This is a genomic window from Micromonospora sp. NPDC093244, from assembly GCF_040683695.1.
Lineage (GTDB): Bacteria > Actinomycetota > Actinomycetes > Mycobacteriales > Micromonosporaceae > Micromonospora.
In genome coordinates this window covers 164,411-178,465 of record NZ_JBFBEO010000007.1, presented here as the reverse complement: position 1 = coordinate 178,465, position 14,055 = coordinate 164,411, and the positions used below count along the sequence as shown (strand labels likewise).

The window sequence follows — 14,055 nt, the reverse complement described above, 5'->3', positions numbered from 1 at the left end:
CCGCCCCCTCCCCAGGTGCGCCGATCGTGCAGTAGCTGTCCCGACAAAAGTCGCGCACTGGTTCGAATCCACCACCATAACCGCAAGATCGCGGGGAAGGTGGTGGACGATGCTCCCGTTGTGAGGTGATCGCTCAGATTCGGTGATTGATTAGCCGACTTTCGAGCACCCATGATGAGCGAAACTGGGTTAGGCTGCGGGCCATGTGTGGAATCGTGGGATACGCGGGCGCGCGCCCCGCACTCGGCATCGTGCTCGACGGGCTGCGGCGACTGGAGTACCGCGGCTACGACTCGGCGGGCGTGGCGATCGTCTGCGAAGACCAGCTGCTGACCGAGAAGAAGGCCGGCAAGCTGGCCAACCTGGAGAAGGTGCTCTCCGAGCGGGCCGCCAACGACCCCGCCGACTGCGCCGCCAGCCCGCTCGGCATCGGTGACGGCACCACAGGCATCGGGCACACCCGCTGGGCCACCCACGGCGGCCCGACCGACCGCAACGCCCACCCGCACGTCGCCCCCGACGGCCGGGTCGCGGTGATCCACAACGGCATCATCGAGAACTTCGCCAAGCTCCGCGCCGAGCTGGAGGCCGACGGCGTCCAGTTCACCAGCGACACCGACACCGAGTGCGCCGCGCACCTGCTCTCCGCCGCGCTCGCCGACCTGCGCGCCGCCGGCCAGCCGGACGGCCCGCAACTGCTCGCCGCCGGCATGCGGGTGGTCTGCCAGCGACTGGAGGGCGCGTTCACCCTCCTCGCCGTGGACGCCGCGGTGCCCGGCGCGGTCGTCGGCGCCCGGCGCAACTCGCCGCTCGTGGTCGGGCGCGGCGACGGGGAGAACTACCTGGCCAGCGACGTGGCCGCGTTCATCGAGCACACCCGCGACGCGGTGGAGCTGGGCCAGGACCAGATCGTCCTCATCACCGGCGACAGCATCGAGATCACCGACTTCGACGGCCAGCCCGCCACCGGCAAGGACTTCCACATCGACTGGGACTCCTCGGCCGCCGAGAAGGGCGGCTACGACTGGTTCATGCTCAAGGAGATCGAGGAGCAGCCGCAGGCCATCGCCGACACGCTGCTCGGCCGGCTCACCGACACCGGTGAGATCGCCCTCGACGAGGTCCGCCTCAGCGACCAGGACCTGCGCGACGTCGACAAGATCTTCATCGTGGCCTGCGGCACGGCGTACCACTCGGGCATGGTCGCCAAGTACGCCATCGAGCACTGGACCCGGATCCCCTGTGAGGTGGAACTGGCAAGCGAGTTCCGCTACCGCGACCCGGTCCTCGACCGGTCCACGCTGATCGTGGTCATCTCGCAGTCCGGCGAGACCATGGACACCCTGATGGCGCTGCGCCACGCCAAGGAGCAGAAGGCCCGCGTGCTCGCCATCTGCAACACCAACGGCTCCACGATCCCGCGCGAGTCCGACGCCGTGCTCTACACCCACGGCGGTCCCGAGATCGCCGTCGCCTCCACCAAGGCGTTCCTCACCCAGCTCGTCGCCTGCTACCTGATCGGCCTGCACCTGGCCCAGGTCCGCGGCATCAAGTTCGCCGACGAGGTCGGCGCGGTCGTCGCCCAGCTCCAGGAGATGCCGGGCAAGCTGCGCGAGCTGCTGGACCGCATCGAACCCGTCCGTGAGCTGGCACGGGAGCTGAAGTCCGAGCCCACAGTGCTGTTCATCGGCCGGCACGTCGGCTACCCGGTGGCCCTGGAGGGCGCGCTCAAGCTCAAGGAACTGGCGTACATGCACGCCGAGGGCTTCGCCGCCGGCGAGCTGAAGCACGGCCCGATCGCCCTGATCGACAAGGGCACCCCGGTGATCTGCGTGGTGCCCTCCCCGGTGGGTCGCGGGATGCTGCACGACAAGGTCGTCTCCAACATCCAGGAGGTACGGGCGCGCGGCGCGCGGACCATCGTGATCGCGGAGGAGGGCGACGAGGCGGTCGTCCGGTACGCCGACCACCTGATCTACGTGCCGCGTACGCCCACCCTGCTGGCCCCGCTGGTCACCACAGTGCCGTTGCAGGTGCTCGCCGCCGAGATCGCCGCTGCCCGGGGGCACGACGTGGACCAGCCCCGCAACCTGGCCAAGTCGGTCACCGTCGAGTAACTGCCGCCCGCGTCCGGAGCCCCGATCACCGCACCATAGGTGGCCGGGGCTCCGCCGTCAGTGGCCCAGCACCACACGGGCCATCCCGTCCAGCGCCGGATTGCCCGGATCCCAGTAGCCGGCGTGTCCGCCGCGACCACTGGGGAACACCCGCCCGCCGAAGCCGGGGTCGGCCGGGTCGTGGCCGAACCACAGCTCGTGCCCCGTCCGGTCGGGCCAGCCCAGCACCGCCGCGAGTGGGGCCGCGCCGAGCAGGACACGCCTGCCCATCTCGTCGACGGGCCGGGCCAGCCGGATCACGTCGTCGGGGGCGCTGCTCGCCCAGACCTGCCCGGGCGGGACGCCCAACTCGGCGGCGTGCGTCGCGCCGACCCCGGGGGAGCCGACGAACATCAGCGCGTCGGCGGCCAGACCGTGCTCCCGGGCCGCCACGCCCACCACAAGCGACCCGTAACTGTGCCCGAGCACCGTCTGCCGGGCGGGCGGACCCTCATGGCTGGCCCGCAGACCCTCCTGGAACCGGTGCAACGCCCCGCCAGCGTCCCGGGCCTGACCCGCCGAGGCGGCCTCGGTCAGGAAATCCGGTGCGTCGTAGTCCAACCACAGCACCGCCGCGCCGCGCTCCTGCGGCGCGAGCGCGGCGCACCGCTCCAGCACCCGGGCCGCCCGACCCAGCTCACCGGGAGCGTCGTCCAGGCCGGCGGTCATTCCCGGCACGTAGGTCAGCACCCGATCGGCGTGGTCCGGGTCGCCGAGCGCCACCAACACCCGGCCCTCACCGGCCGGGTCCAACCCCAGCAGGTACGCCCGGGGCTCCCCGGCCGCCAGCCGCTCGGTGAGCGCCTCCAGGCCGGCCAACTTCGCCGCCACCGCCCGCAGCCGCAGCGACGCGACAGGCCCCGGCGGCACCTTGGCCAGCAACCGCTGGCGTTCGGCCACCAACTCCCCGCGCCGGCCACCGAGCAACAGACGGTTGGCCTGGTCACGGGCGGCCACCGGCACCCCGTCCAGCACGCCGACCAGTGCCGGTTCGTGCCCGACCAGCCACCGTCGCTGTGCCGGGCTCAACCCGGACCACCAGGCACGGACCAGCTCCGGCGCGGCGCCGGGCGCGGGCCGGCCGGGCGGTGGCGGCGACATCCAGCCCGAACGGGCGGCACGGGCCAACTCGTCCAACCGGTCGGCGGCCGCCCGGTCCGCCACGTCGGCGCCGTCGAGCGCCGCGCGCAGCGCCGCCGCCACCCCGGCCACCGCCTCCGCCGACCCGGGTCGCGCCGGACCGACCCGCACAGCGCCGGACCGGTCCACCACCACACCTGCCGCGTCCGCCCTTGCGACCGCCTCGGTGAGCCGCGCCTTCGCCACCACGAGGCGCCCGGCCAGCTCGGCAAGCACCTGATCCGCCTCGATCAGCGCGGGCGCCACCGATTGCAACTCGCCGCGCAGGCCGCCCAGCCGTACGTCCGCCGCCGTGGCCGCCGCGCCGGACCAGTCGCCCCGCAGCCGCCCGGCCGCCCCGGCCAGCTCACCGGCGCGCCTGTCGACAGACCCGGTCAACCCCGCCCAGGCCGCCCCGGCCACCCGCCAGCCACCCGGGTCGGCCGCCCAGAGCAGCCGGTAGCCCACGGCGGTCACCGGGGCAGGGCCGCGAACCGGCCGGCGGCGCGGTCGTCCACCGACTCGTACGCCTCCGCCGCCGACCTGACCCCGCCTGCCGTCGCGGCCACCTGGGCGCCCAGCCGGCAGAACCAGGCGTGCCCGGCGGCCTCCAGCTCCACCAGGGACGCGGCGGCCCGCCAGCCGGGCGCCGGCACCAGCAACCCGGGCAACCCGGCCAGGCCCAACGCCAACCCGTGCGCCGCACCGTCGAGCGCGGCGGCCACCGAGCGCAGCGCCTCCGGCTGGACAGTCAACGGTTCCTCGGCCATGGACCCACCCCCACAGATCGGCATCGACGCCCCGACGCTAGGTGCGCTCCCCGTGCCGGGTCGTGCCCTGTGGACAGCGGCGACTGTCGTACGCCGGGGCTGTCCACAGGCGTTGCCCGCGGCGGACCCGACGGCTAATCTGCGGCCGTTCCCGCCGGTAGGGTGAAGCGGTGATCGTCGCGGTCGGCGGCGGCGACGTCGTCCTGGCCGACCAGCACACCCGCGAGCGGAACGGGGCACGGTGACATGAGACCGGTGTGGCGGGTGGCCGACGTACGGGCGGCCGAGGCGGGGCTGATGGGCACGTTGCCGGAGGGCACGCTGATGCAGCGGGCCGCCGCCGGGCTGGCCCGCCGGGCCGCGCTGCTGCTCGCCGAGCGGGGCGGCGTGTACGGCGGCCACGTGCTGCTGCTGGTCGGCTCCGGCGACAACGGCGGCGACGCGCTCTACGCGGGGGAGCGGCTGGCCCGTCGGGGCGTGCGGGTGTCCGCCCTGCTGCTCACCCCCGGGCGGGCGCACGCGGTCGGGTTGGCGGCTCTGCGCGCTGCCGGTGGCCGGTTGGTGGACCGCCCGACCGGCCCGGTCGACCTGGTCGTCGACGGCATCGTGGGGATCGGCGGCACCGGCGGGCTGCGAGCGAGCGCCGACGAGCTGGTCCAGCACCTCGGCGACCTGCGCGGACGCGACGGCGGTCGGGCGACCGTGCTGGCAGTGGACGTCCCGAGCGGCGTCGCGGTGGACACCGGTCACGTGCCGCTGTCCGCGTCCGGCCGGCCCACCGCGGTCCGCGCCGACGTGACGGTGGCCTTCGGCGCGTTGAAACCCGCACTGGTGGTCGGGCCGGCCGCCGCCCTCGCCGGGCAGGTGGAGCTTGTCGACATCGGGCTGCGACCCTGGCTGCGGGGCACCCCCGCGCTGCGGGTCACCGAGTGGTCCGACCTGGTCGACTGGTGGCCCCGACTGGGTGCCTCGTCGGAGAAGTACACAAGGGGTGTGGTCGGCGTCGCGACCGGCTCGGCCACGTATCCGGGCGCGGCAGTGCTCTCCGTCGGCGGGGCGCTCGCCGGGCCGACCGGCCTGGTCCGGTACGCCGGTGGCGCCCGGGCCGAGGTGCTGCACCAGCACCCGTCGGTGATCGCCACCGGCCGGGTCGCCGACGCCGGCCGGGTGCAGGCCTGGGTGTGCGGCTCCGGGCTGGGCACCGGCGAGGACGCCGCCGCCGAGCTGCGGGCCGTCCTGGCCGCCCCGGTGCCGGTTGTGCTCGACGCCGACGCGCTGACCCTGCTGGTGGACGGGTCGCTCGCCGACCGGCTGCGCGGCCGGGACGCCCCGATCGTCGTCACCCCGCACGACCGGGAGTTCACCCGGCTCTGCGGGGAGGAGCCGGGCGCCGACCGGGTCGGCTCGGCGCTGCGGCTGGCCGCCTGGATGAACGCGGTGGTGCTGCTCAAGGGCGACCGCACGGTGATCGGCACGCCTGACGGCCGGGCGTACGTCAACCCGACAGGCACCCCGGCGCTGGCCACCGGCGGCACCGGTGACGTGCTGGCCGGCCTGCTCGGCTCGCTGCTGGCGTCCGGGTTGCCCGCCGATCAGGCGGCGGCCTCGGCCGCGTACCTGCACGGGCTGGCCGGGCGGGAGGCGGCCCGGAGTGGGCCGGTGACCGCGCCCGACGTGGCGACGGCGCTGCGCCCGGTCCTCGCCCGGCTGGGCTGATCGTCCCGCAGCGGGCGGGTCGGCGTGGCGGGACGGCGTCGCCGCCCACGGTGATCACAGCGGAAAGTAGGCTTGGCGCATGTGGCAGGCCGAGGTACGTGTCGATCTTGACGCGATCCGTGCGAACGTGAGCCGACTCCGCTCCGGCACCACCGCCGAGTTGATGGCGGTGGTGAAGGCCGACGGGTACGGCCACGGCATGCTCCCGGCCGCCCGGGCCGCGCTCGACGCGGGGGCGGACTGGCTCGGGGTCTGCACCCTCGACGAGGCGCTCACGCTGCGACGGGCCGGTGTGACCGCGCCGGTGCTCGCCTGGCTGCTCGCCCCCGGGCTGCCGTTGCACGAGGGGGTCACCGCCGGGGTGGACCTCGCGGCGGCGAGCCTCCCGCAGCTGGACGAGATGATCGAGGCGAGTCGGCTGGCCGGGCGTCCGGCCCGACTGCACCTGAAGATCGACACCGGGCTCTCCCGGGGTGGGGCGACGGTCGCGGACTGGCCGGCCCTGCTGGACGCCGCCGCCAAGGCGCAGGCCGAGGGCGTCATCGAGGTGGTAGGCGTGTGGAGCCACTTCGTGTACGCGGACATGCCGGGTCACCCGACCACCGACCGCCAGTTGGCCGTCTTCCACGAGGGGCTGGCCATGGTCGAGCGGGCCGGTCTGCGCCCCCGCTGGCGGCACCTGGCGAACTCGGCGGCCACCCTGACCCGCCCGGACACCCACTTCGACCTGGTCCGTCCCGGGCTGGCCATCTACGGGCTGTCCCCGGTGGCAGGCGAGACGTACGGGCTGAAGCCGGCGATGACCGCGCGCGCCCGGGTGATGCTCACCAAACGGGTGCCCGCCGGCACCGGGGTGTCGTACGGCCACACCTACACCACCCCGGCGGACGCGAACCTGGCCGTGGTGCCGCTCGGGTACGCCGACGGGGTGCCCCGGCACGCGTCCAACAGCGGTCCGGTGCAGCTCGCCGGCAAGCGGCGGACGATCTCCGGGCGGGTCTGCATGGACCAGTTCGTGCTCGACTGCGGCGACGACCCGGTGGCCGACGGCGACGTGGCGACGCTCTTCGGCAGCGGCGCGGACGGGGAGCCGACGGCCGACGACTGGGCCGACGCGGTCGGCACGATCAACTACGAGATCGTCACGCGGTTCGGTGGGACGCGGGTGCCGCGCGTCTACGACGGCGAGACGCCGTGACCTCGTTCCGCGTTCCGCGCCCGCGCACGGCTGTCGGCCGGGTCGCCGGGATCGTCGGCGCGGCCGTCGGGGTGGCGGCGGCCGGCCTGGCCGCCGGTGTCGCAACCGAGCGCACCCTGGTCCGCCGTCTCAAGGCCGACCCAACCGACCGCTACGCGCACGAGATGTTCGGGCAGCAGCGGTACGACGAGGCGTTCCGGCTGGAGTTGCCGGACGGCACGGACATCCACGTCGAGGTGGTCGAGCCGACCCGGCCGGTGCCGGGGCGCCCGACAGTGGTGCTGGTGCACGGCTTCTGCCTGGACATGGGCACGTTCCACTTCCAGCGCCAGATGTTGGCCGAGCGGGGCGACTACCGGGTCGTGGCGTACGACCAGCCCGGGCACGGCCGCTCGGGCCGGTTGGAGACCGGGGAGTACGACCTCGCGGTGCTCGGCCGGACGCTGCGCCGGGTCATCGACCGGACCGCCCCGGAAGGGCCGTTGGTGCTGGTCGGGCATTCGATGGGCGGCATGACGATCATGGCGTTCGCCGAGCTCTTCCCGGAGCTGTTCGGCGACCGGGTGGTGGGCACCGTCCTGATGGCCACGTCGGGCGGTCTGATCGCGGAGACCAAGCTTGTCGCGCCGGCGCTGCTCGGCCGGGTCGGCGGCCCGGTTCTGTACATGGTCAACAACGCCACCCGGTACGGCGGACCGGTGATCGACAGGGCCCGCAGGTCGACGTCGAACGTCGCCTGGCTGTTGACCCGCAAGTACGGCTTCGGCACCCGCAAACCGAGCCCGGCGCTGGTGTCCTACGTGGAGACGATGAACTCCCGGACGTCCGCCGACACGGTGACCCGCTATCTGCGGACCCTCGCCACCCACTCGCGTTTCCCGGCGCTCGCGGCGCTGGCCGCGACTCCGGTGCTGGTGGTGGTCGGCGACAAGGACATGATCACTCCGGTGACCCACTCCGAGGAGATCGTCCGGCGGTTGCCGCACGCCGAGTTCGTCAAGATCGAGGACAGCGGCCACGTGGTGATGTTGGAGCACGCGGACGAGGTGAACGCCGCGTTGGCGCGGTTTCTGGAGTCGTTGCGGAACGTGGAGGAACGGTGAGTCACGTCGTCAAGCTGCCGACCGTCGAGGACACCCAGGGCTTCGGGCGGCGGCTGGCCGGGCTGCTGCGCGCCGGTGATCTCGTGCTGCTGACGGGCCCGCTGGGTGCCGGAAAGACAGCGCTCACGCAGGGCATCGGCGCCGGGCTCGCTGTCGTCGGGGACATCACCTCGCCGACGTTCGTGATCGCCCGGGTGCACCGGCCCGATCCGGCCCGGGGCGGCCGGGTGGCGTTGGTGCACGCCGACGCGTACCGGCTGGGGGACGCCACCGACCCGCGCGCCGAGATCGACGACCTGGACCTGGACGCCTCGGTGGACGATTCGGTGACCGTCGTGGAGTGGGGCGAGGGTCTGGTGGAGCAGTTGGTCGACGCGCATCTGCGGGTCCGTATCGACCGCCGTGACGACGACACCCGGGTCGTGGAGCTGGATCCGGTGGGTGGAGACTGGGCACGGCGATTGGCCGACCTGAAAGGTTCGTGATGTCCGACGACGTCCCCGCCCTGGATCTGCTGGCCCTGTTGCCGGAGCCGTGGCGTGCCGTGCTCACCCCGCACCTCGACCCGGCGCGCACGGCCGCGCTCGGCGAGTTCGTCGCCCGGGAGTACGCGACACAGACCGTCTTCCCGCCGCTGGACGACCTGTTCTCGGCGTACCGGCTCTGCCCGCCGCAGGGCACCCGGGTGCTGATCCTCGGGCAGGATCCGTACCACCGGGCCGGGCAGGCGCACGGGTTGAGCTTCAGCGTCCGCGACGGGGTGGCCGTGCCGCCGTCGTTGCGCAACGTCTTCAAGGAACTGGGCGAGGACGTGGGTGTGCCCAAGCCGCGCAGCGGCAACCTCGACGGTTGGGCCGCTCAGGGCGTGTTGCTGCTCAACGCGGTGCTGACCGTCCGCCAGGCCACGCCGGGTTCGCACGCGAACGCGGGCTGGGAGGAGTTCACCGACGCCACCATCCGGGCGTTGGACGCGTCGCCGCAGCGGGTGGTCTTCCTGCTCTGGGGCGGGTACGCCCGCAAGAAGGCCGCCCTGGTCACCAACCCGCAGCACGTGGTGTTGGAGGCCGGGCACCCCAGCCCGATGAATCCGCGCGGCTTCCTGGGCAGCCGCCCGTTCAGCGCCGCCAACAAGGCTCTCGCCGACGCCGGTCTGCCCACCGTCGACTGGGAACGCACCGCCGGCTGACCGGCAGGTCCATCCCGCTACCGACCGGCGGGTCAACCCTCGGTGGTCGGTAGCCGGGCCCGCTGGCGGCGCAGCAGTTCGGCGGCGCGCGGTTCGGTCAGTTCCAGCTCGGCCAGGGGCACCACCCGGTAGTCGCGCCCGCCATGGCGTACCTGGATGGTTTCGGGAAGCTCGTCGCACATCACGGCCCTGATTTCCCCGTGACGGGTCGACCACCTGTGCTCGCCCGGCTCCTCGGGCTCCAACCAGATCCCGCCGAACTCGCCCCAACGGGCGTTCCACCGCTGCCCGTAGTTCGCCTCCAGCCAGCGGGTGAACTCTTTCGAGTCCTGCCACCGCAGGGCGATCTCCGGCGCGTCGACAGGCACCGGCGCACCCTGGAGCAGCGCCGCGGTGCAGCCGGTGAGCACCTGCGGAACGTCGGGCAGCTGGTCCAGCAGCCGATCCAGGTCCAGCCCGGCGATCCGCTCGACGATCGGTCGGGCGGCCAGCTCGGCGATCCGGGCGTCGAGGTGCGCGTCCAGCGGCTCCACGTCGACAACCAACTGCACGTCCATGGCGGCGAGCAGCGCCTCGAGGACGGCGACGCTCGGCGCGCGGCTGCCGCTCTCGATGCGGGCCACCGCCGCCTGGCTGACCTTTGCCGCTTCGGCAAGCTCGCACTGGGTCAGCTGGCGCAGGTGCCGTTGGTGTCGAACGGTATTGCCGAGCAGGGTGACGAGGCGCGTGGACGGCATCCCGGCATGATGGCCCACACCCGAGCGGAGAGGACACCGCTGAGCCGGATGTACGACTCGACGGTCGGGCGCAGGGCTCGCCTCGGGTCGATGTTCCTGTTGAGCGGTATACCCGTGAGTCATATTTATGACTCACGGGTATACCGCTCAACGCGGCCGTGCCGCTCGCGGCTCGGCCGGGCGTCGACCGGGTGGCCGGCGGATCGTGATTCGTCCGGCGGGTGGGCGCTCGCGCAGCGACGGCCGTGGAGTTGCCTGCGGCGAGGCGCGACGGAGGACGGGAGGCAGCCGAAGGTCGTCGTGGGCGGCGGTCGAGCCCACCAGTGCGACAGCGGGCGGAGCGGCGTGGGCGGGCGTGGGAGTGGGGCGGGGCGTGGCCGGAGGTTCCTGGCGGGGCCGCTAGGCTGGCTTACCGTGCTCGTACTCGTGGTGGACAGCTCGACTCCTGCGGTGACCGCGGCGCTCGTGGAGGTGTCGGCGGACGGTGTCACGTCCCGCGCGCACCGGTGCACTGTCGATGCCCGCGCGCACGGTGAACTCCTGGCGCCCCAGGTCGACGCGGTCCTCGCCGACGCCGGTGCGCGTCCTCGTGACCTGACCGCAATCGTCGCCGGGCTCGGCCCGGGGCCGTTCACCGGGCTGCGGGTCGGCCTGGTCACAGCCGCCACGATGGGCCAGGTGCTCGGCATCCCCACGTACGGTGTCTGCTCGCTTGACGCCATCGGCTACCCGGCGGCGGCCGGCGAGCCGGTGCTGGCCGCCAGCGACGCCCGCCGCAAGGAGCTCTACTGGGCCGTCTACGACGGTGCCGGCCAGCGCGTCGTCGGACCCGAGGTCTCCACGCCCGCCGTGGCCGCCGCCCGGGCCCGCGAGCTGGGTGCGCTTGTCGCGGTCGGCGACGGCGCGCACCGGTACGCCGAGGTTCTGGATCTTCCGGTCCGGGTCGAGCCGCGCTACCCGGACGCCACAGTCCTGGCGTCGCTCGCCGCCGAGCGGATCCGGGCCGGCGCCCCCGGCGAGCGGCTCACCCCGCTCTACCTGCGCCGCCCGGACGCCGTGGCGGCCACCGGCCGCAAACCGGTACTCCCGTGACGGCGGTGCGGCTCGAACCGTTCCGCTGGTGGCACATCGACGAGGTGATGCCGACCGAGGCGGACCTGTTCGGGCCCGGGAAGTGGTCCCCGGCCATGTTCTGGAACGAGCTGGCCAACGGGCACCACTACCGGGTCGCCACCGACGACGACGGCACTGTCCTCGGTTACGCCGGGCTGGCCGGAGCCCCACCGGACGAGGTGTGGGTACAGGTCATCGCCGTCCGGCGGGACGTCCAGCGGCGCGGCATCGGGCGCGTCCTGCTGGAGGACCTGCTCGCCGAGGCGGACCGACGCGGCGCCCGCAGGACCCTGCTGGAGGTCGCCGTGGACAACGTCGCCGCCCAACGGCTCTACGCGACCTACGGGTTCGAGCCGATCGGGGTACGACGCGGCTACTACCAAGCGACAAACACCGACGCGCTCGTCATGCAGCGCGACGCCGAGCCGACCGGGGACGGACCACACGACCATGGCTGACGAACCGCTGATCCTGGGCATCGAGACCTCCTGCGACGAGACCGGCGTCGGCATCGTGCGGGGGCACACCCTGCTGGCCGACGCGCTCGCCTCCAGCGTCGAGGAGCACGCCCGGTTCGGGGGCGTGGTGCCCGAGGTGGCCAGCCGCGCACACCTGGAAGCCATCGTGCCGACCATGCAGCGGGCGCTTACCGAGGCAGGCGTCACCCTGGCCGACATCGACGCGATCGCGGTCACCTCCGGGCCGGGGTTGGCCGGCGCGCTGCTGGTAGGCGTCGCCGCCGCCAAGGGGTACGCGCTCGCCGCCGAGAAGCCCGTGTACGGCGTCAACCACCTGGCCGCCCACGTCGCCGTGGACACCCTGGAACACGGCCCGCTGCCGGAGCCCGCCATCGCGTTGCTGGTCTCCGGCGGGCACTCCTCGCTCCTGCTCGTCGACGACCTGGCCCGGGGCGTCACCCCGCTGGGCGCCACCATCGACGACGCGGCCGGTGAGGCGTTCGACAAGGTCGCCCGGCTGCTCGGGCTGCCGTTCCCCGGTGGCCCGCCCATCGACCGGGAGGCCCGCGCCGGCGACGCCGCCTCGATCGCCTTCCCGCGCGGTCTGACCGCCGCCAAGGACCTCGCGGCGCACCGGTACGACTTCTCCTTCTCCGGGCTCAAGACGGCGGTGGCCCGCTGGGTCGAGGCGCGACAGCGCGCCGGCGAGCCGGTCCCGGTGGCCGACGTGGCCGCGTCCTTCCAGGAGGCGGTCTGTGACGTGCTGACCAGCAAGGCGCTCGCCGCCTGCCGTGCGCAGGGCATCGAAACCCTGGTGATCGGCGGGGGAGTGGCCGCGAACTCACGGCTGCGGGCGCTTGCGGAGCAGCGGGCCGAGAAGTACGGCATCCGGGTCCGGGTGCCCCGGCCGAAGCTGTGCACCGACAACGGGGCGATGGTCGCCGCGCTCGGTTCGCACCTGGTCGCCGCGGGCGTCGCGCCGAGCCGGCTGGACCTGCCGGCCGACTCGGCGCTGCCGCTGACAACGGTAAGCGTGTGACGGGGGCGACGGACATGATCGTGCGGATGTGGGAGGCGCGGGCCGAGGCGTACGGGGTTGCCGACCTGATCACCTGGGTGTGCGACACCGCGCTGCCCGAGGTGGAACACGACCCGCTGCACGTGTCCAGTGAGGTCTTCTCCTCCACCGACCACCGGGTCGTGGTCATCTCCAAGTGGCGCAGCAACCCGCGCCCGCTGCCCGATCCGCCCGCCCTGCTGGTGGCCCGCGCCCCGCACTCCTGGGACTTCACCCAGGTCGACCGTTGACCCGGGCCACCGACACCGCCGACGGTCAGCGGCGGCGCAGCATCCGGTAGGTGGCGATCCCGCCGGTGCCCAGCGCGGCGAGGAACACCAGCCAGACGACCGTGCTGCTGACCCCGACCTGAGGGCCGGTGTTCGCCGCCGCGGCGGCCAGCAGCCCGTCGTTACCGGGGGCGGGCAGCGCCGCCGGCGGCAGTTCCGGCCAGCGGACCAGCCCGGTGCTCTCCAGCATCTGCATGTGGTGCATCACGAAGCCGTTGGCGTCGTCGCACAGCTTGCGGACTGTCGCGTCCCGGGTGCTGGCCCGCACCGCGCCGATCACCGGGAAGATCTTGCCGTGGGCCACCCGCAGCCGGGTCACGAAGATCTGGTCGAACCGGGCGCCGGAGGCCTTCTGCATCTCCGCCAGCCAGCCCTTCTGCTCGGCCGTCGGCTCGGAGGGAATCGTCGCGCCGAGTTTGTTGGCCGCCTCGACGACGAGCTCGTCGAGCTTCTGGTGCTCGCTGGCGATGCCGGCACCGATCTCCCGGACCTTCGCCGACTGCCCCTTCTCGGCGGCCATCTGCCCGGCCGGCATCTCCCACAGCCCGGCCAGCCGCACACCGTTGAGCAGGGTCATGTCGGCGGCGTTGAGCTGCTGCCGGGCGGGGGCGGCGACAGCCACGCCGGGCAGGACGCCGACCCCGGCGATGATCGCGATGAGCAGCATCGCCGTCCGGTGGGTCCGGTTGCCCAGCCAGCGACGGGCGGATCTGAGCGGTGCCATGTCTGCGGTGCCTCCTCGGTCCGGACCGAAACGCGTCGGATCGGGGCAGCCGTACGTGCCGGCCGCCCGTCCGGCAAGTGGTACGGACCGATCGCGTGATCAGTTCACCGTCGGCGACGCGGATCAGCGGGTGACGGCGAGGAATCCGCCGAGCAGCAGCAGCGTGAGCGCGGCGACGGCGAAGAGCACCAGCAGCTCCCGGCGACCCTGCCCGGCGGCTGGAGCGCCGGTTGCCCGGTCGTCGGGCAGGGCCGGCAGGTCACGCGTCAGCGCCGCCAGGTCACCGAGGGTACGGGCCGTCCACACCGCACCGACGCGCTCGGAGAACTCGTCGAGGGTGAGCCGGCCGGCGGTGGTGTGCCGGTGCAGATCGGCGACCACCCGGTGACGGTCGTCGTCGGAGGCGCGCAGCTCGACATCCACGCCGG

At 73.6% G+C, this 14,055-nt stretch carries 15 protein-coding genes; 10 read left to right on the top strand and 5 right to left on the bottom strand.

Annotation, left to right across the window (positions count from 1 at the left end):
* Positions 1-203: 203 nt before the first annotated feature.
* Positions 204-2,117, top strand: a complete 1,914-nt coding sequence (gene glmS, locus AB0N27_RS26940; RefSeq protein ID WP_364375482.1) for a glutamine--fructose-6-phosphate transaminase (isomerizing) — start codon at positions 204-206, stop codon at positions 2,115-2,117.
* 57 nt (positions 2,118-2,174) lie between these two features.
* Here glmS and AB0N27_RS26935 read toward each other — a convergent pair whose 3' ends face one another.
* Together AB0N27_RS26935 and AB0N27_RS26930 are read right to left on the bottom strand one after the other, a co-directional pair.
* Entirely contained in the window at positions 2,175-3,752 is a 1,578-nt protein-coding gene (locus AB0N27_RS26935) for an alpha/beta hydrolase (RefSeq protein ID WP_364375479.1), read from the bottom strand.
* Positions 3,749-4,045 carry a type VII secretion target gene (locus AB0N27_RS26930; protein ID WP_364375476.1) on the bottom strand — a complete coding sequence of 99 codons (297 nt, stop codon included), beginning with the start codon at positions 4,043-4,045 and terminating at the stop codon, positions 3,749-3,751. Before AB0N27_RS26930 ends, AB0N27_RS26935 begins: the two co-directional genes overlap by 4 nt.
* Before the next feature lie 246 nt (positions 4,046-4,291).
* Between AB0N27_RS26930 and AB0N27_RS26925 the strand changes: the two genes are divergently transcribed.
* The 5 genes from AB0N27_RS26925 (at position 4,292) to ung (ending at position 9,248) form a co-directional block, all read left to right on the top strand.
* Complete coding sequence (locus AB0N27_RS26925) at positions 4,292-5,761, top strand: NAD(P)H-hydrate dehydratase (RefSeq protein ID WP_364375473.1); 1,470 nt, start codon at positions 4,292-4,294, stop codon at positions 5,759-5,761.
* A gap of 79 nt (positions 5,762-5,840) precedes the next feature.
* The gene (gene alr / locus AB0N27_RS26920; protein WP_364375470.1) at positions 5,841-6,959 is read left to right on the top strand and encodes an alanine racemase; all 1,119 of its coding nucleotides are present in this window, start codon (positions 5,841-5,843) and stop codon (positions 6,957-6,959) included.
* Entirely contained in the window at positions 6,956-8,062 is a 1,107-nt protein-coding gene (locus AB0N27_RS26915) for an alpha/beta hydrolase (RefSeq protein WP_364375467.1), read from the top strand. The genes alr and AB0N27_RS26915 overlap by 4 nt, the downstream gene beginning before the upstream one ends.
* Positions 8,059-8,547, top strand: a complete 489-nt coding sequence (gene tsaE, locus AB0N27_RS26910; RefSeq protein ID WP_364375464.1) for a tRNA (adenosine(37)-N6)-threonylcarbamoyltransferase complex ATPase subunit type 1 TsaE — start codon at positions 8,059-8,061, stop codon at positions 8,545-8,547. The genes AB0N27_RS26915 and tsaE overlap by 4 nt, the downstream gene beginning before the upstream one ends.
* Positions 8,547-9,248: a uracil-DNA glycosylase gene (gene ung / locus AB0N27_RS26905; RefSeq protein ID WP_364375461.1), complete on the top strand. Its 702-nt coding sequence runs from the start codon at positions 8,547-8,549 to the stop codon at positions 9,246-9,248. The genes tsaE and ung overlap by 1 nt, the downstream gene beginning before the upstream one ends.
* Positions 9,249-9,280: 32 nt before the next feature.
* Here ung and AB0N27_RS26900 read toward each other — a convergent pair whose 3' ends face one another.
* Entirely contained in the window at positions 9,281-9,985 is a 705-nt protein-coding gene (locus tag AB0N27_RS26900; protein WP_364375458.1) for a helix-turn-helix transcriptional regulator, read from the bottom strand.
* A gap of 414 nt (positions 9,986-10,399) precedes the next feature.
* On the opposite strand from AB0N27_RS26900, the gene tsaB reads away from it, so the two are divergent.
* The 4 genes from tsaB to AB0N27_RS26880 are packed head-to-tail and all read left to right on the top strand — an operon-like array spanning position 10,400 to position 12,864.
* Positions 10,400-11,077 (top strand): tRNA (adenosine(37)-N6)-threonylcarbamoyltransferase complex dimerization subunit type 1 TsaB, encoded by a 678-nt coding sequence (gene tsaB / locus AB0N27_RS26895; protein ID WP_364375455.1) that lies wholly within the window; start codon positions 10,400-10,402, stop codon positions 11,075-11,077.
* Positions 11,074-11,556, top strand: coding sequence for a ribosomal protein S18-alanine N-acetyltransferase (gene rimI, locus AB0N27_RS26890; RefSeq protein ID WP_244295232.1), 483 nt, complete (start codon positions 11,074-11,076; stop codon positions 11,554-11,556). Before tsaB ends, rimI begins: the two co-directional genes overlap by 4 nt.
* Positions 11,549-12,595 (top strand): tRNA (adenosine(37)-N6)-threonylcarbamoyltransferase complex transferase subunit TsaD, encoded by a 1,047-nt coding sequence (tsaD, locus tag AB0N27_RS26885; RefSeq protein ID WP_007465128.1) that lies wholly within the window; start codon positions 11,549-11,551, stop codon positions 12,593-12,595. Before rimI ends, tsaD begins: the two co-directional genes overlap by 8 nt.
* Before the next feature lie 14 nt (positions 12,596-12,609).
* Entirely contained in the window at positions 12,610-12,864 is a 255-nt protein-coding gene (locus AB0N27_RS26880) for a hypothetical protein (protein WP_030330028.1), read from the top strand.
* A 25-nt stretch (positions 12,865-12,889) separates the two neighbouring features.
* Here the strand turns inward: AB0N27_RS26880 and AB0N27_RS26875 are convergent, their stop codons facing one another.
* Together AB0N27_RS26875 and AB0N27_RS26870 are read right to left on the bottom strand one after the other, a co-directional pair.
* A complete protein-coding gene (locus AB0N27_RS26875) occupies positions 12,890-13,627 on the bottom strand; it encodes a DUF4142 domain-containing protein (protein ID WP_364375450.1) in 738 nt (245 codons plus the stop codon).
* Positions 13,628-13,750: 123 nt separating this feature from the next.
* Positions 13,751-14,050: a DUF1707 domain-containing protein gene (locus AB0N27_RS26870; RefSeq protein ID WP_364375447.1), complete on the bottom strand. Its 300-nt coding sequence runs from the start codon at positions 14,048-14,050 to the stop codon at positions 13,751-13,753.
* Between the last annotated feature and the right edge of the window lie 5 nt (positions 14,051-14,055).

What these genes read in the sequence shown, in the direction of transcription:
- glmS (WP_364375482.1), top strand. Translation starts at nt 204, where the DNA reads ATGTGTGGAATCGTGGGATACGCGGGCGCGCGCCCCGCACTCGGCATC.
- AB0N27_RS26930 (WP_364375476.1), bottom strand. Translation starts at nt 4,045, where the DNA reads ATGGCCGAGGAACCGTTGACTGTCCAGCCGGAGGCGCTGCGCTCGGTG.
- AB0N27_RS26925 (WP_364375473.1), top strand. Translation starts at nt 4,292, where the DNA reads ATGAGACCGGTGTGGCGGGTGGCCGACGTACGGGCGGCCGAGGCGGGG.
- alr (WP_364375470.1), top strand. Translation starts at nt 5,841, where the DNA reads ATGTGGCAGGCCGAGGTACGTGTCGATCTTGACGCGATCCGTGCGAAC.
- ung (WP_364375461.1), top strand. Translation starts at nt 8,547, where the DNA reads ATGTCCGACGACGTCCCCGCCCTGGATCTGCTGGCCCTGTTGCCGGAG.
- AB0N27_RS26900 (WP_364375458.1), bottom strand. Translation starts at nt 9,985, where the DNA reads ATGCCGTCCACGCGCCTCGTCACCCTGCTCGGCAATACCGTTCGACAC.
- tsaD (WP_007465128.1), top strand. Translation starts at nt 11,549, where the DNA reads ATGGCTGACGAACCGCTGATCCTGGGCATCGAGACCTCCTGCGACGAG.
- AB0N27_RS26880 (WP_030330028.1), top strand. Translation starts at nt 12,610, where the DNA reads ATGATCGTGCGGATGTGGGAGGCGCGGGCCGAGGCGTACGGGGTTGCC.
- AB0N27_RS26875 (WP_364375450.1), bottom strand. Translation starts at nt 13,627, where the DNA reads ATGGCACCGCTCAGATCCGCCCGTCGCTGGCTGGGCAACCGGACCCAC.